Source organism: Leptospira abararensis (assembly GCF_016918735.1).
In the GTDB taxonomy this organism is placed as follows: Bacteria; Spirochaetota; Leptospiria; order Leptospirales; family Leptospiraceae; genus Leptospira_A; species Leptospira_A abararensis.
This window is the reverse complement of record NZ_JAFFPR010000047.1, coordinates 16039-38765: the sequence shown is the minus strand read 5'-3', so window position 1 is coordinate 38765 and position 22727 is coordinate 16039. Positions and strand designations below refer to the sequence as shown.

The following is a 22727-nucleotide window of genomic DNA, read 5'->3' as shown; positions in this document are numbered from 1 at the left end:
TAATCATTTCTTGGATTATACTTGGACAGATGAAACATTTCATTTGATTCCTCCCAATTCTTTTTGAAGTCTATCCACTTGGGTTTGGAATTGTTTCCATTGGGCCAAAAAAAGTTTTCTTTGTTTTTCTTTAGTTTTAATCTTATTAAATTTTAAATATAACAAACAAGCTTCTGGTGAAACTGCCAAAAGTTCGATTAGTTTTGATTCATCTTCAGGTGATACAGTAACAGGCAATTGTGATACCAACACAGCCTTAAAATACAGTAAAATCAATTCTGGCGTTTTATCGGGAACTCCAGTCCAATGAAAAAAGAACTCCTTCCATTCTCCTAAATAAAACAAGGATTTTGAATAGAGAATCTCTTCTTCCTTACTTAATTCTCTTTCTTTTTTGATATCTTCCAAACTAGACCTAACTACCGTCAAATGGCCTGCAAAAAAAGCCTCTGACAGAATTTTTAAATCATTTTTTTCGGGACTGGAAGATGGAGAACATTGCAAAAGTAATAAAAATAACAAATAAAAAATGAGAATTCTTTGATTCAAAATTTCTCTCCACTTGTTTGTTGAAAAAAATCACGAAACGGAAATGGTGTCTTTGCATTCCAAATCCAATCAAAACGTTTTATAGTATTGTTTGATAAATTAATCCATAACATTCGAATGGGAATAGTATTTGGTTCGGAAGAAAAACAATAGCGCAAAAGGAATACTTGAGTGGCTCCAATAGCTTCTGCGCGTTCTTTCCAAATTTGAATCCTGGGTCGGTTTTCAATGGATTTTCCTTTCAGGGTATTTTGAAAACTTTCTAGATGATCATTGAAAATACGAGAGTTACTTTCTTCCCAAATTCCTTCACTCCAAACAACAGAATAACCAACCTCTTCTAATTCTTCTAGTATACTTAAACTAATCTCCTTCTCTTGCGAATAACTTTCGGTAAACAAACGTGAGGTTGTATTCACGAAAATTATCTTAGTTCCTTTCTGAGTGGAATAGGTTGTGGTTTTCAAACTTCTAGAATTACCAATACAAGATAGAAAAAAGACTGAGACTAAGACAAAACTAGACTTCATTTTGCTTCTACCTGAATGACAAAAGCTGATTTCATTCTTTTCCCTAAAATGGATTTGGCTTCGGATTCCAATCGAAATTCATAATATGGATAGAAATTAGGAGCTAAGGCGGATGCAGAAAGATTAAAGTCGCCTCCCGTAGTTATATTCCCAAACAAACTGCCGTTACAGCTCGCCTCACTCTCCGCATAAGAATAAGTGAGTTCCCTACATCCAAAAGGTGAGTCCGTTTGGCAATGGGACCAAACCCATGTTGATAAACGAATGTTTGTTGATGGAGGGGAAATTTTCGAAAACCTTGTAGCCCCAATGACAGAGGTTGTATCCATGTATTGGTTAAACAGAATCCGGAAATTATCTGTATTCACATCGGCACAACCTTGTGGACTTCCCGGCAAACCAGTTTCATCATCTCCACCACGAAATTGATATAAATGCGGACTTAAAATAGGCAAACCCCGACTCCAAAAACAAGTAAGAGAATCCCACCGAGCACCCGTAATAGATCCTAGTTCTTGAATTCCTAATTCGCAATTTTGCGATTCTAAACCAAATCCAATGACCTCAGGATCATTTCCGTCCGACCCCACAAAAAAATCAAAACTTACGGCCTCGGATAATTCCCCGCCATCTAAAGCATTGATTCCAGATGGGAAGAGAATATGGTAACGAGTCTCCGGCAAAAAAACAGAATCAGGTAAAATTCTGAATTGAGTTGGGTCATCCCATTCTAAGCGGTAAGAAATATTGGGTTCGATTCGTAATCCAAGTCCAACTTCTCTTTGGTTCATTGGTTTTGTAAATCGGACTTGGATAGGAGGGGGACCTGGGATACCAGAACAAACAGAAGAAACAGATCCCAAGTGAATGTTGGTAGGAATTCCGCCGACTAAACATTCTTCTTCTGTGCCAGCCAAAACAAAAATGGAGGCAACCTCTGGAGGATATGGATTTTCCTTATCCCCTACACGAAAGGAAATGGTATAAACTCGATCTAAATCCTTTCCATTTTTATCTTCGCATTGTTTTGTTAGTCGCACGATATAACCACCTGATGGTAGTTCATCCTTTGGCGAAAATTTTAAAGTCATCTCCGAAGTTTCAAAACTTCCTCTGGCTGGTGGATCCAAAGAAAAGGCGGAAACACAAGACTGAATGGACATAGGATGGCTAAATGCAAAAGAAATATCCGTTTTTGAATCTACATTAGTAGCATCCGAAGTGGGACTATACACAAGGACCCTGGGCGAATCTTCTACGCCCAAAACCCCCATCCAATCTTCCAAGGATCCTAGTTTTGAATTACATTGAAAAAATAGAAACATAAGAGAATATAAACAAATCCACCTAACGAACTTCATATGAATCCTCCATAAAGAATGGGTATTGTTTTCTTTGTTTTGGTTCGTTTATTTTCTTAATTTCAAAGGAACTGTCCTTTTTCCAATCTTCCAAAATATTGGTTAACTCGTTCAGACTACTTTTGGATTCCAACCGGTAATAACGGTTATCGAATGGATTTTCACCGAGTAACAAAACAAGTTCCAAGGCGGTTGAGATATACTGGAAATAATGGTCTAATAGAATTTCTAAACCAAGAAACACTTCTTCTTCGGACTTTAAATAATCAATTTCGGAGATCAGCTCTTGTTTTTTTTCTTCTCTTTTGAATCTATGTTGGTAAAAGTTAGACTTTGTATTCTCAATGTACAAATTGTATTTACTATACAATTCAACTAACTTAATTTCTAATGATTGGACTTGGTTTGAGAGGGTAATCTCGGTTTGTTTCCATTCCGTTTTGGCTTGCAACAAACTCATTTGCGAATCGAATATTTTTTTGTTTCGTCCAATATCATCGAAAAGTCCAATAGATCCACTTTGAAAAGAATTTTCTCCGGGTCCTACAGGCTGCGGGCCATAACCAGGGATTCTTTGGATTCCATTCCCCTCAGATTGAATTCCATTTTGTGTGTTCGATTGAAAACTGGTTCCACCCAAATTCGCTTGAACCCCAAAACTTAGTCCGTAAATTTCATTCTGTAAAGGGAATCCAGCATTCCCATTTTTACCGACATAACCACCTAACACTAACTTTGGTTTCCAATCATTATCCAAACTCTCTTCGTCAAGTTCAGCCAATTCTATCTGCAACCTTGATTTTTTCCGTAAAGGATGATTCGCATCGGGAGTGGATGAAAGTTTTTTGGGATCAAATAAACGGATACGTCCAGTAAGGCCGCCTTCCACCGAAAGCTTCATATCAGGATCCAAAGACATTGATTGTTGTAATTCTAATAGAGCGATTTTTTTTGCTGAATCAGAATGGATCGATTTGGATTGGAATTCCACCTCCCATACCTTTCGTTTATCCCAATCTCCCTTGGGATAAAGTCCAAGGTCTGACTCTTTTTCGCGTTTCCTTTGCTCTAATGTATAACGCTCCGATCGTAATTGATAAATAGAATCAACTAATATGCGTTTATGGAAAATAAGATATGCTAAAGAAATGGATTTGAATACTTTCTCCCTAAGAAGTTTTTTCTCTTCTGAATGAATAAGACGCCTCACTTCTAGTTTCTGTTTTTCCCTCTCTGTTTCACCTCCGTCATAAAGGAGTTGTTGGATTTGCAACCGAACATCGCGATATTCCTGATCAATCTGTTCTTGATTTTTCGAAAAAATCCCGAAGTAATGGACTCCTAATTTCGGAAGGTATTGTTTCCATTTGTCCCTAGTGAGGATAGGATAGATCTCAGAACGAGCCTGTTCCAAACCCAAACTTCCATTCCGTTCCATTCCAATCCAAACGCAATCTTCCCATAATAATTTCCCCTCTGCTTGTAATGGAAGAGAAAGATAGTTCATACAAAAACAGATAATCCCAATCCGATACCACATATCAGTAGATAGGTGGTAAACCTTCAAACTGGTTCTCGATTCCCCTATTTGTAGGGGTTTTTTTGATTTTTTTTTTAGTTTTTTTTACTTGTAAGAGGAGAAAGTTCCAATATAAAAGTGGCATGATTCGATCCCTCGTCCCCATATTACTTCTTCTTGTAACCACTGCCCTAGCTGCTGATGAAGTTGGGATTGTTAGTTTCGTCCAGGGAACAAACTACCTATCGGGCCCACGTTTTAAAAAGGCGAAGGAACCTATAAAGTTAGGAAGTATCCTAAAAAAGGGAGATACCATCACTACAGAAGATGGAACTTGCGAAATCCAATTAGCCACCCAAGCAACAGTTCGTTTAGCAAAGTATTCCTCGATTCAAATCGAGGACCTTCTCAACCCAAAATCAAAATCCACCACTTTGAAACTGGTGGGTGGAAAGTTATTTGTAAAAGCACATAAGCCAGGGCCAGGAATTCCTAGCCAAACCCAACTCAGTGTAGTCAATCCTAGTTTTGTTGCCGGTGTTCGAGGCACTGAATTTTTAGCGGCCACACCTGATCAAGGTGGGGTTGATGAAGAACTAAGCGAAGTAGAAACTGGTGTTTATGTAAACGAAGGAACCGTTGCCGTTAGTCCAAATAAAAAAGGAAAACAAACCCTTGTCGCAGAAAACGAAGAAGTGGTTCTTTCGGGAAAAGAACTAAAGAAACAAATTTTAGATGAGTTCGTAAAAGAGAAAATGCGCATTTTCGAAGAGTTCAAAGCCATCAAGGAAGAAAACTACCAACGAATCAAAGAACAATATGAAAAGAACGACCAACTTATGAATGAATACAAAGGCCAAGGAAGGGTAGACGAATGATGAAACATTTTCTAATTCTATCAGCGGTCATATCCCTTTCGATTTTTTCTTCGGACAAACTCACTAGACTTCCCGTATATAAAATTGCCGTAGAAGCAGCTTCCGCTACTGAAGAAGGGATTGCTCTAAGAGATTTCATCAAGGAACAAATCCAATCCACCTCAAGGGGAATGATCACTCTTCCTTTGAAGGAATCAGATTCCGGAACTTGGGAATTTGACAAAGAAGGAAATGCAACACAAGAAACTCTCGCAAAATTGCAAAAACTTTCGAACACCGATAAACTTGTACTTGTATCTACGGAAGATGGACAAGTTGTCATTTCTTTTGTAGATGTCTTACACCAAAAATTAGAATACCGAAACTCTTTACCCGACAGCCTTTCCAAAACATTGGTTTCGGATTTCCTCGGATTTTTGGATAAAAAGAATATCTACCTAGCACTTTCGGAAACTGGATCTGGATCGAATGCCCAACTCAAAATCAATTCCTTAAAACCAACGTATGTGGCAGGGGAATCCATTCGGTTCGAAATTGAATCAGCAGAAGACAATTATGTTTATGTAGTACTTGTACCAGAAAATCAAAAAGGGGAACCAGTCCTTCTTTTCCCAAACCAAATACAAAATGACAACTTTGTACGCAAAGGGGACCGAGTGACCATTCCTGATAAACGAATTTCTTTCAAGGCCTCCCTGACTTCTTCAAAAGACCGGATTCGTGCCTTTGTTTCCAGGGAGGAATGGAAAGAATTCCAACTCCGAGGTAAGAAGGAGGATTCTTTTTATAGACTTCTTCCTCCTGCTGTCACGGGAACCAAAACAGCCGCTAGACTTAAGTACCCAACTACCCTCACGGCATCCATCGAACAAAGTCCAGTCATGGAGTGGGAATACCAAATCCTTTCTCGATAAATTCTTGCAAAATCATCTCATATCTTTTGTTATAAAAGGTATGAGAACTTTTATTCTTAAATCCATCGCAGTCCTAGGAATCGGTCTCCTCACCGCTTGTTCGATGTTTCAAAAAGAAGACAAAAAAGATGAGGATATACTAGGTCTTTTGCTTCTTTCCGCTTGGTCTTACAATCAAGCCGCTGGTTGCTCTGGTCCAAAGTCCGGTTTCACCATTTGTATTCCCAAAGGAATTGCGGAGTAGGCCATGAAAAAGATTCTCTATACATTCATTTTTTTGGGAATGAGCTTTCACATTTCAGATTTTAACCAACAAAAAGGTTTGGCTCAAGAGATCCAACTATCCAAACTCTTTAGTAATGCCTTGCAGCTAGGGATCGGTTCGGAAAAACTCTGGTCTGCCACGAGTGCGGACAACTGGGGATTTGTACGCCAGTCTGCCACTTGGGCGAGGGGAAATTCAGGGATTATCGATTCTCTTATCCTTGCTTTAAAGAACGCGGGATACTTCAATAACTCTGCACCGAGAAATGATGTACTAAACAACATCAATTTGAGTGGATTTGGGTCCGCTACTCTTACCATCAAAATTAGCCAAACCATTTCAGGGATTGCATCCACCGCGTATGCAGGAACCAAAACATTTAACCATTTTTTTGAAATCAAAAAAACAGGAGCGTCTGCCCCCTCCTTACAGTTGTTCTTCGATGATCCGGACACTACCCTAGGAAATGATGGAGCTTTAATTTATTATCGTTTGGTCGATTTTGGAAACCCTCAATTTGCTACGGTTGGTGATGTCATTACAGAAAGTTATACGGGGAATGAATCTATCTACGGGACCAAACTACAAACTTATACTTGGAGAAACGGTCCAGAAAATGCAGCTTGGATCAGTAAAGTGGGAAGAGTCATTCTAACAGAAGTCGATTCGGGAAGGCAACTTTGTTTCCGCTCTACGGTGAAATTAAACTTTTCCAAATTAGAAGCACTTAACCCTTCAGTGGTGACTTTAAAAAATGCATGTACGACAACCCAAGGTGCGGGAGATAGCGTTTATTATGTGCTCGCTTATATGCAAAAGTTCGATTCTCCTTTTTTGACTACCGCCAAAGCGACTATCACGAAAACTGCAGCAAAACCAGAAACTATTTGTGCCATTCCAGAAACACCGTCGACACCGGGAGTTCGATTGTCTTATGGAATTTTCGATATTAACGGTTACGTGACAGACCAACTATTAGCGGCTCAAGTTCCCATAGGATACCCAAGCCCAACTCAAGGTGGTGCTGATTTTATGTCTGTGGATGATGCCTTTGCGAGAACTTACGTTCCCGCGGGAGCTTTGAGTGGCCAAGTCAATGTGCAAACCTATGAAGCTTCTGATAAAACCTTTTTAGATTCTATCGATTCTGCTGCTGGTAACTTAGTATTTAAAACTGTTCCTTAGACGGCTGTCTATAAATTGCGTTGGAGAGAATGGAACCCGTAAGGGCAATCATCTCCAACCGCACATAGGAATCTTTTTCCTTAAAAACATACTCTGCGTGGTTTGTATCTGGACTTACTTGTAAGACTTCACCAGTTTGCCCGATAAAACGAATCTCTAAGTACCTTTCTTTCGAATTCAACTGGATGGTACCCTTGTTTGTGATTTGAATCAGTGGAACCTTAGGATCCTCTGCCCCAGAAAAGAATTTTTTCACACAATAAAACGATCCTGATGTAAGTGAAGATAAAACAGAATTCTGATCCTTTACACCTTCGGCAGTCACAATGTAACGAAGAAAACTTTCCCCCTTGCGCCCTCTTTGGTTTCCTAAAGTTTGAACGAGATCTTTCCATAAAGGTTGGTCAAAAGTTTTGATCGAACTTTCCGGAAAATAATGTAGGTCATCACTTGCCATACAATGGACATTCCGTCCTTGGCTAAGTAAGATATCTAAAATTTTTGGATCATCACCAAATGGAGAATAAACTTCTACTGCTTGAAACCCACCTAAAGAAGACATCTCTTCTCTAGAAAATGAATCAAAGAGTTTTGGATGGGGAACGATTACATACCCACCTAACTTCTTCATACGATCGATCACCCAGTTTAAGTTTTCTCGGGTAGCATAAACAGGGAAATAATCATAAAAAGACTTTTTAATTCCGATCGCAAGTAGGTGACGTTTTTTTAAATTTTGTCCCCATTCCGAACCACGAATGTAATTTGGATCTTCTGTTTCTGAAATTTGTCCATAATCGGTAATGGCTACATTAGAAAAACCTTCTCGTTTGTATTCCGATTGGATTTCAGCTACTGTATGTCGTTCTGGTGTAAACCAAACTTCATTGGAATGGGCATGTAAGGATATCTTCTCCCCACCATCGCCATTCCAACTTTGGTATGGATTCACAAGTGTTGGCCCTTGGAAAGGAGATGTTGGTAAATCGATAGACTTCCGCAATAAGACAACAACTGCTAGTTGGTAAAAAGCCAAAATTCCGAGTAAAGAGAGGAGAACGAGCACATACCTATACCTCCATAAGGAGGGGCGCAAAGTAGTTTGTCTATCTGTGTCGACAATGGGCCCGGAAACATTGAAAAGCATAAGAAGACTCTATAGATCTTTCTTTCCAATTTGATTCCAGTTTTGTTACAAAACGGATACAAAACCTAGAATTCATTTCTGCTTTGACAAAGTAGCCAGGGTTTTCCTTCGTTGAGACTGTGAAATTCTTATCTGTCCACCGCACCTTCCTCATCCTACTTTGTATCCTAGTCCTATTTTTATTCTATGGAAATTCTTCACCCCTTGTGGATCAAGACGAGGCCGCCTATGCCGGATTTTCCCGGTCCATGGCGGAAACAAAGGACTTTCTCAGTTTGGACTTTTCCTACTCCACTCCCCACAGAAAACCTCCCCTCCATTTTTGGATTACCTCTTCTTTTTTCCAAATCTTTGGACCTTCCGAATGGGTATTACGTCTTTTCCCTGCCCTTTGTATCCTAGGAACTAGTTTGTTAACATACCATCTGACGAACGTTATGTTTGGATCAAGGACCGCACTCTATGCCTTTAGCATTCTTAGTTTTTCTTTGTATTTCCCACTCAATGGAAAGATTGCTTTAGTGGATTCTCTTTTAGTTTTTTTTGGAATGTGTGGGTTTGTTTCTCTCTATCACTGGATCCAATCTAAGAAAAAGAGATTTGTTTTTTTCTTTTGGCTATCTGTGAGCCTCGGGCTTCTCGTAAAAGGGCCACCAATTCTAATTTTTCTTGGAGGGACTTGTGTTTTACTTTTAAGTATCAATCAAATTCGTTCGCAAGTGTGGAAATTAAATCCCTTTTTATGGCTCCCGATAGCACTCCTCCCAATTCTCGTTTGGGGTTATCTATCTTGGCAAAAAGATGACGGAAAACTAATTCGATGGATGTTGGATTGGTATATTCTCCGCAGAGCAACTGATCCAGTATTTGGCCAATCAGGACCACCTGGCACCTATCTTATGTTATTTGTAGTGACTCTTTTTCCCTGGAGTCGACTGTATCTTTCTTTCTTAAATGAAAACGGATGGAAACTCATTGCCTATTTAAAAACAGAAGGTTTTGGAGTGATCAGAAATCTTCTTCCTTGGCATTGGGAAAAAAGTAATTTTATTTTTACATCCAAACGATTTCTTCTTTTAGGGCTTAGTTTTTCTTGGCTCTTTTATGAATTTTTGGCAAGCAAACTTCCTTCCTATCCTTTATCTGCTTATCCTATTCTTTCCATTCTTTTGGCAGACCAACTCGCAAGAAAACACAATCAAATTTATATGTATCGACTTTATCTCACAGTTTCACTTGTGATGATGGTTACCATTTCTTTGATTGTACTTCCTCAGTTTTCTGAAATGAGAACTGACACCCAAAAAGCAGCAACTATCGTACAAAGTTTGGTTCCCGAAAATGAAACCTTATACTCCTTTGGTGCTCATGGAATTCCAAGTTTCGCTTATTATTACCACAGACCCATCCATGAAATTACTTGGGAAGATCTCAAAACAACGAAAGGATATTTTCTTGTCGCTGAATCCGATTACCAAATTTGGAAAGGACTTGGACTCAATTGGGAGGGAATAGGGAAACCACTATTCATTTATGCTTATGACAGAAACAAAAAGTTAAGTTTAAGACTCGTAAAAACAAGAGATCTTTAGTTTAAAAATCGTTTTTTAATATCTGCTGAAGGAACCATACAGGACTCTGCTTTGCCAAACCACTGGTAACGGTGTTTGGCGATGAATCTGTAAATGGGATTACGAAGGAAACGAGGCAAAATCCAAAATCCATAAAACCATGGCCAAGGGAATTTGAGTTCTCTTGTAAGCTGCAAAATGGCGTCGGATTCTAAATACAATTTCCCTTCCTTCCAATACAGAATGCTGTCGGGAAGGTTAGGATAGGAATCTTTAGGTAGAAGTAAAAAAAAAGTCTCAGATCCAATTGTGGAAAAGTATAAATTTCCTTTTTGATTCTGTTTCAAAAGAAACTGAACCGAACCCATACACAAATGACAAACCCCATCAAAGAAAACAATTTTACTTTTTTCCGGTGGCATCCTTTCCCTCTACTCCCAAACTGGCGGAGAACCATTTGAAATCGAGTCTAAATCTATAGAGGCCTTTATGTTTCCTGAATTTCATTCTGATAATCTTCCTAAAAAAGAATCTGCCATTTTAGAAAAAATGGAGTCCAACAAAAGTTTCATTCAAACCCTATTAAAAATTGACAAACCCACATTTCAAAATTTTGCAAAACCCTACCAACGAATCCAAACAGAACTCGGTGATCTTGTTACTGAAATTTCGCATCTCAATTCTGTAAAAAATAATGAAGAGAGCCAAACTATCTATAGTCGGCTTTTACCAAAACTTAGCGAATACTATACAGATCTGGGCCAAAACGAAGAAATCTTTTCCACTCTATTAAAAATCCAATCTTCAGAAACAAATCTAAACCATGAGGCAACCAAGGTTTTAGAAAATGAAATCAGAGACTTTCGTTTGTCCGGAGTGGGCCTAAGTCCGGAAACAAAAAATGCACTAAAAGAAATTCGGATTCGCCAATCGGATCTTTCTAATCAATTTTCCCAGAATGTCTTAGATGCAACCAATGCTTTCGCGCTTTACCTTTCGGAAGCCGATGTTGTTGGCCTTCCCGAAAGCGAAAAAATCACAGCCAAACAAGAAGATGGAACTTATAAATTCACACTCCACTTCCCCTCTTACATTGCTTATATGACTTATGGTGAAAACAGAGAAATCCGAAAAAAACTCTATGATGGTTACTGCACAAGAGCTCCAGAGAATGGAAAACTAATGGAAGAAATTTTGGAACTTCGCGAAAAGGAGGCAAAACTTCTGGGATTTTCGACCTTCTCTCATTTAAGTTTGGCCACTAAGGTTGCGGACACTCCAGAACAAGTCATCGAATTTTTAGACCATTTAGCACAAAAAGCCAAACCGATCGCCTTACGAGAGCTAAACGAGATAAAAATTTTTGCGAAAACATTAGGACATGAAAATCTCGAACCATGGGACCTTACTTACTATTCTGAGAAACTAAAAAAGGAATCTTTTTCCTATGATGAGGAAATCTACCGCCCATATTTAGAAAAAGAAACCGTCATTTCTGGAACCTTTCAATTCTTAGAAAAACTTTTAGGAATCAAGTTCCAACAAGTGGATACTCCCGTTTGGGAACCGTCTGTTCTTTGTTATAATCTCGTCGTGGATGGAGAAATCAGATCTCGATTGTATTTAGATTTAGAAGTCCGTGCGGAAAAAAAAGGGGGGGCTTGGATGCATAATTGGAAACCCCACTTCCAAGACGAAACAGGAAAAACAGAACTTCCAGTGGCCTTTGTGGTTGCTAGTTTTCCCAAGGCCACAAGTTCACAACCTTCACTACTTCGACCAAGTGATGTTGTAACTCTTTTCCATGAATTGGGACACGCTCTCCACCACTTGCTCTCGCGTGTTAAGGAGGCCTTTGTGAGTGGTGTCAATGGTGTGGAATGGGACGCAGTCGAGTTTCCATCACAATTTTTAGAAAACTTTGCCTACGAACCCAAAGTCTTAGAACTTTTTGCGAAACACTACCAAACAAAAGAACCAATTCCAAATTCCTATATAGAAACAATGGTAAAAGCAAAAAACTTTATGTCAGCGATGGGTGTGGTAAGACAGTTAGAATTTGCAAAGTTCGATATGTTAATCCATATGGAAAAACCAAGTGAATCTAGAGTTCAGGAAATTTTGGATCAAGTGAGAAAAGAGGTCTGTGTTGTATTTCCACCTGCATACAATAAATTCCAAAACTCATTCACTCATATCTTTGCTGGTGGGTATGCAGCCGGATACTATTCTTACAAATGGGCCGAGTTACTTTCAGCTAACGCCTACTATTCGTTTGTCGATCGGGGTGTTTTTGACTTAGAACATGCTGCTCATTTTAGAAAAACAGTTCTAGAAAAAGGTGGGTCGGCAAGTGCCATGGACCTATTCCGCGATTTTTACGGAAAAGATCCTGAGATCGATGCATTACTTCGACTCAACGGAATTGCCGCTTAGAGCCTGTATAGATTTGGTAATCACTTCTTTGGAATCGGTGGACTTGATAAGCTTTCGGGTCTTCCGATTTTTATCTAAAACATAAATGTAGGTTGAGTGGTCAAAACTTAGGCCATCTTCTGTTTTTTCCACATAAGCTGCATATTGTTTTAGAATTTTGTTTGTTGTGTCTGCAGAAAAAGAAAGTCCTACCGATTGCGGCAAATAAAACTGCACATACTTTGTGCTTGTCTCAGAGGAATCACGTACTGGATCAATAGAAATAAAAACCACTTTGAATTTTGATTTCTCCACTTCGCTTAAGGGTTCGACTGCTGATTTAATTTTTGCTAGTGTGTTTGGGCAAAAGTCAGGGCAATAAGTATATCCAAAAAACACTAAAAGAACTGGTTCTTCAAAGGCTTTTAAGGATACAGAATTTCCAGATTTATCTAAGGCCTCAATATTTCCACCGATTGGTAATTCAGTGAATTCTAAAGAAGAGCCACAACTTACTAAAACTCCAACTAACAAGATGAAGACAAATTTTTTTTTCATAATTTTCTCTCTTCCAGAATCACAACCTTACTTTCTCCATTTGAAAATTGTATTTTTAATTCCAACTTTCCTGAATGATCCAACTTATCATATAACATCAAATGTTTTCCTGATCGAACAAGTTCTATGGTTTGATTTGCTTTCAGTAAAATTGGATAATCCAATTTCCGCATCCTGGCGACACCCGACTGATTGTCTATACTTGTTTCATGGAAATCGACTGTCTTGTATCCATTGCTAACAATGGTTCGAATCTCCACATCGGCAGTGTAGGGATTCTTAATTTCCCCATAAACGGCAGCTGTTTTTGCTACTTCTGGAGGAGGTGTCATCCAGAGCCGGATGGGTTCTGTCGGTTTGTGACAGAAAACTAACAAATTGACTTGAATTAGTAACAGAATTCCTGCATTTGTTATATTTATCTTTCGTAACAAGAGAACCTCGATGAGAATAATAATCAAATGGGTGATTGCGGTCACTCTCATTCTTTCTTCATTTCTAGTATCCACTTACAACTGGTCTACCGGTGAATACAATTATGATTCCTCTCGTAAATTCGAAAATTTTGATGCCTTTTACCAGAACGAACTCGAACTAAGTGCGAAAGAAAACACAAGACCTAATAACGAAGAACTACTCGTTCGAGTTTCAGAAGAAAAAACTCCCATAGTCATTGTCTACATCCATGGATTTGGAGCAAGCCGTGGAGAGGGAGAAGAAGTCACAAACAGACTCACTGATTACTTCGGCGCCAATACTTATTATTTAAGATTACCTGGGCATGGAACGAATGCTGAGGACCATTTACAAACTAATTTTCAAAAATACCTACAAGATGCAGAAGATAGTTTAATTTATGCAAGAGAGCTTGGCAACAAAACGGTGTTAGTCGGGACGAGCATGGGAGGAAACATTGCCTCTTATCTAGCAGCGAAACATCCTGATTTAGTAGACTCACTTGTGCTTGCTTCTCCCTTCTACGATTTTGATGACCCAAGTGCCAATATCTTTCGCTTTCATTGGGGCAAATCTTTTATCAATGCCATCAAAGGAGAAATGCGTATTTCAAAAACAGATCCCAAAGATGAATCAGCAAAGTATTGGTATTTAGATCAGTATTATGCAGCCATTCAGAATATTTTGGATCTGAAGCGGTTTGTGGACAATAACAATCCTTACCCAAGGATCACGGCCCCCACCTTACTTATGTACTACTACAAATCCGAAAGAGAACATGACTTTGTGGCTTCTGTGCCTGCGATGTTAAAGGCTTATGATGCAATCCAAACAGGACCAAATCCCAATCCAAAAAACAAACTCCTAAAAATTGAGAATGGGTCCCATGTTTTACTCTCGAAATATGTAAAAACCGATAAAGAACTGATCGAAAAAGAACTCATTCAGTTCATCAAGGAAACCACGGGAGCCGAAGAAGTTAAAAAATCAAAGAAATCCAAACGATAACAAAATTGTTTCGTAAAGTTCATCAACGGATATTGGTTTAGAACGAACCAGTATCCGTTCGGAATCTAACTCTTCCGAATCCAGTCCATCCATATTTCCGGTGTAAAGAACCGCGGAAAGATCAGGGTTTACTTTTTTAATTTTCCGGATAAGGCTCAGTCCATTCATTTCTCGCATCCTATAATCCGATAAAATAAAATCAGGAATTTTGCTTTTTAAGTTTTCCAAGGCCAAAGTGGAACTTCGAAAAACTGTAGGGTTCACTTGTTTTTGCGAAAGAACAAAACAAATCGCTTCACTAGCGGCTTCGTCATCCTCCACGATCCAAATTTCTTTTTTGGAAATCTCAGACCATACATCCTTAGGGTTATTTTCCTGAACTTGTCTCGGAGATCCGAGTGAAATTTGTCCTTCTTCTAAGGGAAGAAAGATGTGAATGAGAACCGTCATTGGCTCCGGTTTTTCTATATAAAACTCACCCCCCCAATTTTTCACATAACGATTGATTAGGTGCATCCCAGTCCATTGGAATTCTTCGTCACCAAAATTAACAAAGTCGAGTGTATTTAGTCCCGAAAGGCTAGGCAAAGAAAGCCCAGTAAACTCCATAGAAACCAAAAGTTTAAATTCGTCTGCAGGTGAAGTTTGAATTCGGACAAGACCCCTTTTTCTGTCATCCCAAACAAGTAAACCTCCCGAAGTAAGTTCACAGAGAATTTTAGAAAATCGAACAGCATCTAGTTTCGTATAAAGAGGAGATTTATGGAAATCGAATTGAGCTTCCACATTTTTCGGTAAACCTGCATTCACAAGTGGGATAGATGATTCAACCACTGAAGAAATTTCAATCTTAGTAGCCGAGTCTTCATCTTTCACCTTAGAATATTTAATGATTCTATGGATCATAGAACGGGCATTATCTGCGCCCATTCTAATTTTTTCCAAATATTCTAAAATTTTGTTTTGATCATATTTTCCCGCTTTGATCTGCTCTTCGCCTAACTGAGAAAATACATGAATGGGTTGGAGGTAGTTGTTTAAATCGTGCGCAATATTTGTCGCCAAACTACCAATTGTTTCCATTTTTTGAGAATGTAATTGGTAAGACTCAAGTTGTTTTTTTTCTGTAACATCGTCCAAAAAAACATAATAGAAATCAGGTTTTCCTTGTGAGTTACGAAACGCACTAATTCGTCGGTAGACATTGATTCGGCGGCCATCTTTCCTCGTTAACCTCGACTCCTCTGCCCCTTCTTTAAAGAATCCAAAGTATTCCATTTCCTCTTCGGAGATGGGTTCTCCCTTAATTCGTTTGATATTCAAATCGGTTAAGTTCTGGAAACTATATCCAGTGATTTCCGTAAACCTGGGATTAATTCGGAAGTATCCACCTTCCCAGTCTTGTAAGGCCATACCTACTGAAGCATTCTCAAACAGTCCAAGAAAGAATTGGATTTGTTCAACAATATTGATTTCGTTTGTTTTTTCATTGGTCACATCACGAACAAAAACAATCTGCATCAAAGAATCTATATTTGGAATTCGTACTTTTCTTTTTTCAAATTGAAACCACCGAACGAGTACTTCATTCGGCATTAAAAATCGATAATCTCCCTGAATGACATCTCGATCAAAATGCCTGCTTGGAAAAAGAAAATGATCTCGAAAGTTTGTTTTGTCTTCTTCTGCAACCCATAACAAAAGGTCGGACTCCAAACACTCTGCATTGGTTTTGTGACAACCTAAATTGTTTTTAAAAAAATCGTTGGAAAATAAAATCTGACCGGTTTTAGGATCTGTTAAATAGACACCACCGGAAAATAGATTGGGCAAGACCTTAAAGAATTCTATCATTCCGCTTGCTTCTAGATTCGTTTGCATAACTCTTGCCCTAAGAGGGAAATATGCCATCCAATCCGTTTTCTTTTCAAGCACCTATTGCTTTTTTTAATTTGGGACCATGGGAGATTGCACTCATCGTCTTCTTAGCGTTACTTTTTTTTGGTGGGAAACGCCTTCCAAGCCTTGCCAAAGATTTGGGTTCAGGAATCAAAGAATTCCGCAAATCCCTAACAGGCCAGGAAGACGAACCGACCCAACCCACTTTCCCACAGGAAGAGCCTAAGTCGTCATCGGCTGCTTCTAAATCTGGTAAAAAGAAAAAAGCTTAAAAGATCCAAACCTTGGCTGGGAAAAAGAGAACCGCAATTCCACTTCCGTTGCCGGAGGATTCTGAAACCAGGGAAAAGTATATGTCCCTGGGTGACCATTTAGAGGAACTCCGCCAAAGGCTGATTTATTCCATCTTGGTGGTGTCTGTCTTTATGGTAGGCACTCTCTATTTCGGTAGCGAAATCCACAGTTTTCTCATCCAACCTTACAAATCAGTTCTTGGCCCGGATGCTCATTTCTTCCAGATCCAACTGATGGCTCCGTTTCTAATCTATCTCAAAACATCGTTTATTTTATCCGTCCTTGTTTCTTTGCCCTTTTTGTTGTACATCCTTTGGGGTTTCATCGCCCCCGCTGTAGACACTCGGACAGAAAAATGGGGAAAGTTCATCATCCTGTTTTCTACCTTACTTTTTTGGTCTGGGCTTGCCCTCTGTTGGTTTACAGTCTTTGAAAATTTTCTTAGAGTTTTCCTTGTGGTTCTAAGACCCGATGGAGTAGATCCTTATTTACCGATTGACGAATACTATGATTTATTCTTTAATTTGCACTTAGTGTTTGGTGCCTCCTTTCAGTTACCAATTGTCCTCATCCTACTCGGTAGGATCGGAATCCTTTCTTCTCGTTTTCTGATTTCTAGATGGAGAGAGGCTGTTCTTATCATAGCCGTAGTTTCTGCGGTTCTCTCTCCTGGCCCCGATGTATTTTCTATGTTGATGTTACTGGTTCCCCTTAGCTTTCTATTTTTTCTTTCCGCAATAGTTATGAAAGTTTTGGAAACAACAGACCGCAAATGAGTTTTCGTGTCAAACTTCCCGTCCTACTTGGAATCATAAGTTTCCTTTTTTTCTTTATCCATTTTTTATTAGCAGAATTTACTTTTACCCATTGGCAAAACCCCAAAGGAGAAAATACACTTAACTTTAATTTGGTAGGAATCTACTCTTCCTTCATATTCTCTTTGTTAATTGGATTTCTAACGTATTATTTCCTTGGATTTTTATACCAGTACATTCTACATTTAATTGCACACATCCAGGACAATGAACTTCCCAAAGACATTCGTAATCTAAATCCTGAATCGGAAGAATATAAAATTTATAAATCGGTCAGGTTTACTCTTTTGCAAGGAGATGAAGGTTTAGGGGAAGAACAATTCGAAAATAAATTCGATTGGAAAACTAACCAAGCAGCATCTGTAAATAAACAAATCCCCGACATCCACATCCCCAAAACACTCGGATTCGAAGTTTCCGTATTCCCATCAGTCATGCGTTATGCGGGAGCTGATTACATTCGGATCGTAAGGGCCAAGGATGGAATTTTCGGAATCCTTGCAGGGCATATGGAACCAGGGATTCTAGAGTCTTCCGAAAAAGTTTTTATCCATGGAATTGTTTCTTCATTTGGTGATGGTCTTTTTTCCACCGAAGAAATTTTAGAAAAATTAAAAACAGCTCTCCACCAATTTACTTTTTTGAAATTAAAAATCTCTGCCTTCGTGATCCAAAACAAAGAAGATAAGATGTCGTTTCTTCACTATATGGACATGCCCATTTTCCAATTTTCGGATCACGGAATCCAAGTGATTGAAGGGAGCGGAGACGACCACTGGTATCCCAACCACAAACACCCACTCTCCATTGCAGATGGGATTGAGATTGGAGACTATCTGGTTTGGGCTAGTGACAGAACTCTCACTCAGTTTGGACTGACTTCTTTTGAAATTATGGAAGAGTTTGTAGATTACCTTTTGGATTTAAAACCAAGCTCTTCTAGACAAATGTTACTTGCCATTGCCAAAAAAATGAGTGCACTCGGGGCAGAACGAAATCTCACAAACCCTATGGAAAAACTTTCCATCTTAGTGGTTCGCCGCAACAAGTAACCGAATTGTATGACGGAGTAAATCTAGTTTCCCCCAGTCACCATGACCAGGAACCACCACTTCCGCATCAGGGTAACGCGTAAGAACCCTCTTCAATGAATTTTCCCACTCCGCTAGGTTGGCTTCTTTTGTGTTACCAAGGTCTTTGGCATCGAATGACTTCACAAGACAACCTCCAAAGAGGATGCCTGTGTCCGGTAACCAAACAACGATATTGTCGATAGAATGACCGTGGCCGGGATAAAATACTTCGATCCATTGGTTTCCTGCAGCAAGTCTTGTTTGGATATCGAGGATGGGATTTGTTTTCCCAAACCCTTTTTCCTTTGCCAGTTTTGCCGTAAGACTAGTGCTATAAATAGGGATGTTTCGCTTTTGGAAGAGAGAAACTCCCGCCATACGGTCGTCATGTGCATGAGTTACGATTCCATAAAGAACTTCCTTCTGGAATTTAGATTGAATATCAGTAAACAATTCTTCGGTTTGTGATTCCGTCCATGGCGTATCGATAACGACAACACCTTTATTTGTTAACACCACAAGTCCGTTAGCCGAATAGATTTGTCCTCCAAACTCGCCAAAACTTCGATGAATCCAGACAGATTCTTTGATTTTGATCCATTCCAGATGGTTTGTTTTTTGCGAATCCATCTCGTTGGAAACGGGAGCAGGTAGGTGATTAGAATCTTTTTGCAAATGGCAATGGAGGATAGAAACTCCAATGAATATTAATAAAACCAAACTCGAAGGTTTGAAGACTATCTTCGATAATAATGGTAACCGAGGAAAGATTGAATTTATTACTCTATCTGAACTCATCATTCACTACCCCACAAAAAACAAAACCTATCACTACGATAGGTTCTTAAAAGTTACTCTAGATCCAAAATGAGAATCTAAGAAATCAAATCTTGACGTTAGGCGATTTTTTCGATATCGCCTTTTAAGATGGTGATGGGAGCTTCTTTTTTCAGGACAGTTTCATCTGTTACAACTACTTCCAATACATCCTTACGAGAAGGAATTTGAAACATAAGCTCCATCATAATCTCTTCTACAATCGCACGCAGTCCCCGAGCTCCACTTTCACGTTTGATCGCAGTTTGGGCAATGGCTTCAATGGCAGCTTCCGTGAACTTGAGTTTTACATTTTCAATATCAAACATCTTTTGGTATTGTTTGAGAAGGGAATTTTTAGGTTCTGTAAAAATGGATTTCAAACTTTCAATCGTGAGTTCATCCAGAGTGGCAATGATCGGAAGTCGTCCTATGAATTCTGGGATAAGGCCAAACTTCATCAGGTCATCAGGAATCACATGGTGGACCATAGATTCCCCTTCTTCAATCTTTCTTCCCTTATCGTTTACAATTTCATTGGAGTGGAATCCGATCGACTTCACACCAACTCGTTGTTTGATGATATCACTTAGACCCACAAACGCTCCCCCGCAAATGAAGAGGATGTTTTTTGTTTCCACAGGAATGTACTCCTGGTGGGGATGTTTCCGTCCACCTTGTGGCGGAACATTGGCAACAGTCCCCTCAATGATTTTAAGAAGTGCTTGTTGCACACCTTCCCCACTTACGTCACGTGTGATAGAGGCGGAATCAGACTTACGTGAAATTTTATCAATTTCGTCGATGTAGATGATTCCCATCTCCGCACGTTTCACATCGTTGTCAGCGTTTTGGATGAGTTTGAGAATGATGTTTTCCACATCTTCCCCCACATATCCTGCCTCAGTTAAAGCCGTTGCATCTACGATGGCAAAAGGAACTTTTAGGATTCGAGCGAGAGTTTGAGCAAGGAGGGTTTTTCCAGAACCAGTAGGACCAATGAGCATGATATTGGATTTCTCCAATTCCACATCTCCCGCCTTACGTTCGTTATGAAAAATTCTTTTGTAATGATTATAAACAGCAACAGCCAAAGCTTTTTTGGCTTGTTCTTGACCGATCACATACTGGTCTAAGATTTTTTTGATTTCGGTTGGTTTGGGTATGTCACCGACAATGGCGGTTTTTTCGCCACCTTGCGGCTCTTCTGCGATGATTTCGTTGCATAAAGAAATACATTCATCACAGATATAAACACCAGGACCTGCGACAAGCCTTCTTACTTCGTCTTGGGCCTTTCCGCAGAAAGAACAATGTAATTTTTCTCTGGGATTACCCGATTGGCTTGCACGTTTGGTCATGGAGTAAAGCCCCCCTTTAGGCTTGTGGCATCTGTTTGCGTTCTTGAATGACGTTGTCTATGACACCGTATTCTTTTGCTTCTTCTGCACTCATAAAGAAATTTCTTTCTGTATCCTTACGGATTTGGTCGGAGGTTTTTCCTGTATGTTTACCATAAAGATCGATGAGTTTGTCTTTGATCTTTATGATTTCTTTGGCAGAGATTTCGATATCGGAGGCTTGTCCACCCGCGCCACCGTAAGGTTGGTGTAACATAATTCGAGAGTTAGGAAGTGCCGAACGTTTTCCTTTGGCTCCACCTGCAAGTAAGAGGGCCGCCATAGAAGACGCTTGTCCAATACAAAGGGTTCTCACCTCAGGTTTGATGAGTTGCATGGTATCGTAAATGGCAAGGCCAGAACTCACATACCCACCAGGGCTATTGATGTAGAGATAGATATCACGATCCGGATTTTCTGCTTCTAAAAACAAAAGCTGTGCCGAAATGACATTGGCATAAGTTTCGTCGATGGCAGATCCAAGGAAAATGATCCGATCTTTCAAAAGCCGTGAAAAAATGTCATATTGGCGTTCGCCACGGCTTGTTTGTTCAATTACATAAGGCATGAGTGTAGACATAGTTTACTCTTCTTTCCCGCTGAGAATTTTCTCTGCTTCTTCCGTTGAAATTGTCTTAGGCGACTTCTTTTCTACCTCAGCGTATACAAACTCGTCGATTTTATCAAACAGGAATTTGTCACGGTAGAAGGTTTCCGCCCTTTGCTTTTGGACTTCTTTTTTCAGAGTTTCGGCAGGAATTCCTTGCTGTGTGGCCTCTTTTTCGTATCCGGCCTCCACTTCTTCGTCAGAAATCTGGATTTTGTGGTCTTCTGCGATTTTCTGCTTCAAAATGTAGGTCTGGATACGTTTTTCCGCCGCTTTGGAAAAGGATTCTCGGACTTCTTTTTCTTCCTTGTTCAAACGTTTTGCGTAGTCTGCCAGAGAAGTGACCGGAAGGCCAAATTCACGCATAAAGTTTTGAAAAACGGTTTCTGTTTCTTCGTAAATCAAAGATTCAGGGATGATGAACTTGGATTCTTTGATGATTTCGTTATACGCATCATCTGTGGCCCGTTTGGTGAGTGCGTTTGCAAAAATTTCAGAAAGTTGTTTTTTGGTTTTGTCCTTTAACTCTTGCAAGTTGGCAGAACCATCCACTTCGGAGGCAAACTCATCATTGATCTCAGGATAAGTGACTTTATAAATCGCTGAAACTGTTACCGTATAGGTAATTGATTTACCAGCAGATTCTGGCGACTGTGGGTAAGAATCAGGGTAAGTAAACGTAAACTCTTTTGTTTCGTTTAGTTTCATACCAAGAAGGTTGGTTTCAAAACCTGGTGGGTTTTGGGGTGCTCCCATTTGGAATTTTCCCACTTGCCCTTGTTCCGGATATTCTTTTCCGGCTTCTTTAAACTTATAATTGATTTCGAGTAAATCTGCAGATTCCACAGGTTCTCCCTCTTCTTTCAAAGAGTTACGAGCCATGTTTTTTTGGATGTCTGCATCAGAGATTTTGATTTCTTTTGGTTGGATTTTAATCTTCTTTAACTTCGGTAAGGTGACTTCTGGTTTGGTGTCATAAGTTGCTTTGGCTTTGGCACCTGTATTTTTATCAAAAGTTTCCATTTGGAACTGCGGCAAACGAATGGGTTTGTGTTCCAATTTATCAAAAAGATCTGCCATGGCTTGGTTTAGCATAATGTTGGCAGCATCGTCCATAACGGAATCACCCAAAACTTTTTCAACCATGTTAAGGGGGGCTTTTCCGGGGCGAAAGCCGGGTATTTTTACTTTTTCGGATGCATTTTTGTAAGCCTTAGAGTAGGCAGTGCGGACTTCGTCAGCGCTAAATTGAATGCTGAGGTCACAAGTTGCGTTGTTATTTTTTTTAGCCGTAAATTCCATCGTGTTATATCCAGTGTAAAAAAAGAGAGTGTAGTGGAAAGAAAAAGAAGCGTACCTTCATTAGCGGGAAACGGGACTTGAACCCGCGACCCTCTCCTTGGCAAGGAGATGCTCTACCGCTGAGCTATTCCCGCAGAAGGTTTGTGAAACCATCATTTGGAATCA

At 39.5% G+C, this 22727-nt stretch carries 24 protein-coding genes and 1 tRNA gene; 11 read left to right on the top strand and 14 right to left on the bottom strand.

Features of this window, described 5'->3' with window-relative positions; translation table 11 throughout:
• Positions 1 to 39: 39 nt before the first annotated feature.
• The 4 genes from JWG40_RS12795 to JWG40_RS12780 form a co-directional block, all read right to left on the bottom strand.
• A complete protein-coding gene (locus tag JWG40_RS12795) occupies positions 40 to 549 on the bottom strand; it encodes a hypothetical protein (RefSeq protein ID WP_205286184.1) in 510 nt (169 codons plus the stop codon).
• On the bottom strand, positions 546 to 968 hold the full coding sequence (locus JWG40_RS12790; protein ID WP_332470717.1) for a hypothetical protein: 423 nt from the start codon (positions 966 to 968) through the stop codon (positions 546 to 548). Before JWG40_RS12790 ends, JWG40_RS12795 begins: the two co-directional genes overlap by 4 nt.
• A 107-nt stretch (positions 969 to 1075) precedes the next feature.
• Positions 1076 to 2404 (bottom strand): Ig-like domain-containing domain, encoded by a 1329-nt coding sequence (locus JWG40_RS12785; protein ID WP_205286259.1) that lies wholly within the window; start codon positions 2402 to 2404, stop codon positions 1076 to 1078.
• 22 nt (positions 2405 to 2426) lie between these two features.
• Complete coding sequence (locus JWG40_RS12780) at positions 2427 to 3947, bottom strand: TolC family protein (protein ID WP_205286183.1); 1521 nt, start codon at positions 3945 to 3947, stop codon at positions 2427 to 2429.
• Between the two features lie 155 nt (positions 3948 to 4102).
• On the opposite strand from JWG40_RS12780, the gene JWG40_RS12775 reads away from it, so the two are divergent.
• From JWG40_RS12775 to JWG40_RS12760, 4 genes are read left to right on the top strand one after another with little or no spacing between them, the layout of a single operon-like run.
• On the top strand, positions 4103 to 4837 hold the full coding sequence (locus JWG40_RS12775; protein ID WP_205286182.1) for a FecR domain-containing protein: 735 nt from the start codon (positions 4103 to 4105) through the stop codon (positions 4835 to 4837).
• On the top strand, positions 4837 to 5751 hold the full coding sequence (locus JWG40_RS12770) for a DUF4384 domain-containing protein (protein WP_232369355.1): 915 nt from the start codon (positions 4837 to 4839) through the stop codon (positions 5749 to 5751). The genes JWG40_RS12775 and JWG40_RS12770 overlap by 1 nt, the downstream gene beginning before the upstream one ends.
• Before the next feature lie 40 nt (positions 5752 to 5791).
• Entirely contained in the window at positions 5792 to 5995 is a 204-nt protein-coding gene (locus JWG40_RS12765) for a hypothetical protein (protein ID WP_205286180.1), read from the top strand.
• Positions 5996 to 5998: 3 nt separating this feature from the next.
• Positions 5999 to 7201 carry an LIC_12337 family protein gene (locus JWG40_RS12760; RefSeq protein ID WP_205286179.1) on the top strand — a complete coding sequence of 401 codons (1203 nt, stop codon included), beginning with the start codon at positions 5999 to 6001 and terminating at the stop codon, positions 7199 to 7201.
• Here JWG40_RS12760 and JWG40_RS12755 read toward each other — a convergent pair.
• Positions 7185 to 8348 (bottom strand): phosphoesterase, encoded by a 1164-nt coding sequence (locus JWG40_RS12755; RefSeq protein WP_205286178.1) that lies wholly within the window; start codon positions 8346 to 8348, stop codon positions 7185 to 7187. The genes JWG40_RS12760 and JWG40_RS12755 overlap by 17 nt on opposite strands.
• 119 nt (positions 8349 to 8467) lie before the next feature.
• On the opposite strand from JWG40_RS12755, the gene JWG40_RS12750 reads away from it, so the two are divergent.
• Positions 8468 to 9940 (top strand): ArnT family glycosyltransferase, encoded by a 1473-nt coding sequence (locus tag JWG40_RS12750; RefSeq protein WP_205286177.1) that lies wholly within the window; start codon positions 8468 to 8470, stop codon positions 9938 to 9940.
• On the opposite strand, the gene JWG40_RS12745 is transcribed toward JWG40_RS12750, so the two are convergent.
• Positions 9937 to 10341 (bottom strand): thiol-disulfide oxidoreductase DCC family protein, encoded by a 405-nt coding sequence (locus JWG40_RS12745; RefSeq protein WP_205286176.1) that lies wholly within the window; start codon positions 10339 to 10341, stop codon positions 9937 to 9939. The two genes, JWG40_RS12750 and JWG40_RS12745, sit on opposite strands and share 4 nt — an antisense overlap.
• A 67-nt stretch (positions 10342 to 10408) precedes the next feature.
• Between JWG40_RS12745 and JWG40_RS12740 the strand changes: the two genes are divergently transcribed.
• On the top strand, positions 10409 to 12355 hold the full coding sequence (locus JWG40_RS12740; RefSeq protein WP_205286175.1) for a M3 family metallopeptidase: 1947 nt from the start codon (positions 10409 to 10411) through the stop codon (positions 12353 to 12355).
• On the opposite strand, the gene JWG40_RS12735 is transcribed toward JWG40_RS12740, so the two are convergent.
• Positions 12326 to 12892 (bottom strand): SCO family protein, encoded by a 567-nt coding sequence (locus tag JWG40_RS12735; RefSeq protein ID WP_205286174.1) that lies wholly within the window; start codon positions 12890 to 12892, stop codon positions 12326 to 12328. The genes JWG40_RS12740 and JWG40_RS12735 overlap by 30 nt on opposite strands.
• Entirely contained in the window at positions 12889 to 13326 is a 438-nt protein-coding gene (locus JWG40_RS12730; RefSeq protein ID WP_232369354.1) for a copper chaperone PCu(A)C, read from the bottom strand. The genes JWG40_RS12735 and JWG40_RS12730 overlap by 4 nt, the downstream gene beginning before the upstream one ends.
• A gap of 10 nt (positions 13327 to 13336) precedes the next feature.
• Between JWG40_RS12730 and JWG40_RS12725 the strand changes: the two genes are divergently transcribed.
• Complete coding sequence (locus JWG40_RS12725) at positions 13337 to 14356, top strand: alpha/beta hydrolase (protein WP_205286172.1); 1020 nt, start codon at positions 13337 to 13339, stop codon at positions 14354 to 14356.
• Here the strand turns inward: JWG40_RS12725 and JWG40_RS12720 are convergent.
• Positions 14336 to 16237: a hybrid sensor histidine kinase/response regulator gene (locus JWG40_RS12720; RefSeq protein WP_205286171.1), complete on the bottom strand. Its 1902-nt coding sequence runs from the start codon at positions 16235 to 16237 to the stop codon at positions 14336 to 14338. The genes JWG40_RS12725 and JWG40_RS12720 overlap by 21 nt on opposite strands.
• A 23-nt stretch (positions 16238 to 16260) precedes the next feature.
• On the opposite strand from JWG40_RS12720, the gene JWG40_RS12715 reads away from it, so the two are divergent.
• From JWG40_RS12715 to rktP, 3 genes are all read left to right on the top strand, one after another.
• On the top strand, positions 16261 to 16527 hold the full coding sequence (locus tag JWG40_RS12715) for a Sec-independent protein translocase subunit TatA/TatB (protein WP_205286170.1): 267 nt from the start codon (positions 16261 to 16263) through the stop codon (positions 16525 to 16527).
• Positions 16528 to 16608: 81 nt separating this feature from the next.
• Positions 16609 to 17325, top strand: a complete 717-nt coding sequence (tatC, locus tag JWG40_RS12710; protein ID WP_232369353.1) for a twin-arginine translocase subunit TatC — start codon at positions 16609 to 16611, stop codon at positions 17323 to 17325.
• Positions 17322 to 18416 (top strand): Arg-Lys translocation region protein phosphatase RktP, encoded by a 1095-nt coding sequence (gene rktP, locus JWG40_RS12705; RefSeq protein ID WP_205286168.1) that lies wholly within the window; start codon positions 17322 to 17324, stop codon positions 18414 to 18416. The genes tatC and rktP overlap by 4 nt, the downstream gene beginning before the upstream one ends.
• Here the strand turns inward: rktP and bla are convergent.
• Positions 18393 to 19157: a subclass B1 metallo-beta-lactamase gene (bla, locus tag JWG40_RS12700; protein ID WP_232369352.1), complete on the bottom strand. Its 765-nt coding sequence runs from the start codon at positions 19155 to 19157 to the stop codon at positions 18393 to 18395. The two genes, rktP and bla, sit on opposite strands and share 24 nt — an antisense overlap.
• On the opposite strand from bla, the gene JWG40_RS19935 reads away from it, so the two are divergent.
• Positions 19138 to 19308 (top strand): hypothetical protein, encoded by a 171-nt coding sequence (locus tag JWG40_RS19935; protein WP_232369351.1) that lies wholly within the window; start codon positions 19138 to 19140, stop codon positions 19306 to 19308. The two genes, bla and JWG40_RS19935, sit on opposite strands and share 20 nt — an antisense overlap.
• Positions 19309 to 19333: 25 nt before the next feature.
• Here JWG40_RS19935 and clpX read toward each other — a convergent pair whose 3' ends face one another.
• From clpX to JWG40_RS12680, 4 genes are all read right to left on the bottom strand, one after another.
• Positions 19334 to 20614 (bottom strand): ATP-dependent Clp protease ATP-binding subunit ClpX, encoded by a 1281-nt coding sequence (gene clpX / locus JWG40_RS12695; RefSeq protein WP_205286166.1) that lies wholly within the window; start codon positions 20612 to 20614, stop codon positions 19334 to 19336.
• 16 nt (positions 20615 to 20630) lie between these two features.
• Positions 20631 to 21233 (bottom strand): ATP-dependent Clp endopeptidase proteolytic subunit ClpP, encoded by a 603-nt coding sequence (clpP, locus tag JWG40_RS12690; protein WP_002972986.1) that lies wholly within the window; start codon positions 21231 to 21233, stop codon positions 20631 to 20633.
• A 3-nt stretch (positions 21234 to 21236) separates the two neighbouring features.
• Positions 21237 to 22562 carry a trigger factor gene (gene tig / locus JWG40_RS12685; protein ID WP_205286165.1) on the bottom strand — a complete coding sequence of 442 codons (1326 nt, stop codon included), beginning with the start codon at positions 22560 to 22562 and terminating at the stop codon, positions 21237 to 21239.
• A gap of 62 nt (positions 22563 to 22624) precedes the next feature.
• Positions 22625 to 22696: transfer RNA gene (locus JWG40_RS12680), tRNA-Gly, on the bottom strand.
• Between the last annotated feature and the right edge of the window lie 31 nt (positions 22697 to 22727).

Bases quoted from the DNA above. Each gene is read 5' to 3' on its own strand.
- JWG40_RS12785 (WP_205286259.1), bottom strand. From the start codon at position 2,404: ATGTTTCTATTTTTTCAATGTAATTCAAAACTAGGATCCTTGGAAGAT.
- JWG40_RS12780 (WP_205286183.1), bottom strand. From the start codon at position 3,947: ATGAACTATCTTTCTCTTCCATTACAAGCAGAGGGGAAATTATTATGG.
- JWG40_RS12775 (WP_205286182.1), top strand. From the start codon at position 4,103: ATGATTCGATCCCTCGTCCCCATATTACTTCTTCTTGTAACCACTGCC.
- JWG40_RS12770 (WP_232369355.1), top strand. From the start codon at position 4,837: ATGAAACATTTTCTAATTCTATCAGCGGTCATATCCCTTTCGATTTTT.
- JWG40_RS12765 (WP_205286180.1), top strand. From the start codon at position 5,792: ATGAGAACTTTTATTCTTAAATCCATCGCAGTCCTAGGAATCGGTCTC.
- JWG40_RS12760 (WP_205286179.1), top strand. From the start codon at position 5,999: ATGAAAAAGATTCTCTATACATTCATTTTTTTGGGAATGAGCTTTCAC.
- JWG40_RS12755 (WP_205286178.1), bottom strand. From the start codon at position 8,348: ATGCTTTTCAATGTTTCCGGGCCCATTGTCGACACAGATAGACAAACT.
- JWG40_RS12745 (WP_205286176.1), bottom strand. From the start codon at position 10,341: ATGCCACCGGAAAAAAGTAAAATTGTTTTCTTTGATGGGGTTTGTCAT.
- JWG40_RS12740 (WP_205286175.1), top strand. From the start codon at position 10,409: ATGTTTCCTGAATTTCATTCTGATAATCTTCCTAAAAAAGAATCTGCC.
- JWG40_RS12735 (WP_205286174.1), bottom strand. From the start codon at position 12,892: ATGAAAAAAAAATTTGTCTTCATCTTGTTAGTTGGAGTTTTAGTAAGT.
- JWG40_RS12725 (WP_205286172.1), top strand. From the start codon at position 13,337: ATGAGAATAATAATCAAATGGGTGATTGCGGTCACTCTCATTCTTTCT.
- JWG40_RS12720 (WP_205286171.1), bottom strand. From the start codon at position 16,237: ATGCAAACGAATCTAGAAGCAAGCGGAATGATAGAATTCTTTAAGGTC.
- JWG40_RS12715 (WP_205286170.1), top strand. From the start codon at position 16,261: ATGCCATCCAATCCGTTTTCTTTTCAAGCACCTATTGCTTTTTTTAAT.
- tatC (WP_232369353.1), top strand. From the start codon at position 16,609: ATGTCCCTGGGTGACCATTTAGAGGAACTCCGCCAAAGGCTGATTTAT.
- rktP (WP_205286168.1), top strand. From the start codon at position 17,322: ATGAGTTTTCGTGTCAAACTTCCCGTCCTACTTGGAATCATAAGTTTC.
- JWG40_RS19935 (WP_232369351.1), top strand. From the start codon at position 19,138: ATGAATATTAATAAAACCAAACTCGAAGGTTTGAAGACTATCTTCGAT.
- clpX (WP_205286166.1), bottom strand. From the start codon at position 20,614: ATGACCAAACGTGCAAGCCAATCGGGTAATCCCAGAGAAAAATTACAT.
- clpP (WP_002972986.1), bottom strand. From the start codon at position 21,233: ATGTCTACACTCATGCCTTATGTAATTGAACAAACAAGCCGTGGCGAA.
- tig (WP_205286165.1), bottom strand. From the start codon at position 22,562: ATGGAATTTACGGCTAAAAAAAATAACAACGCAACTTGTGACCTCAGC.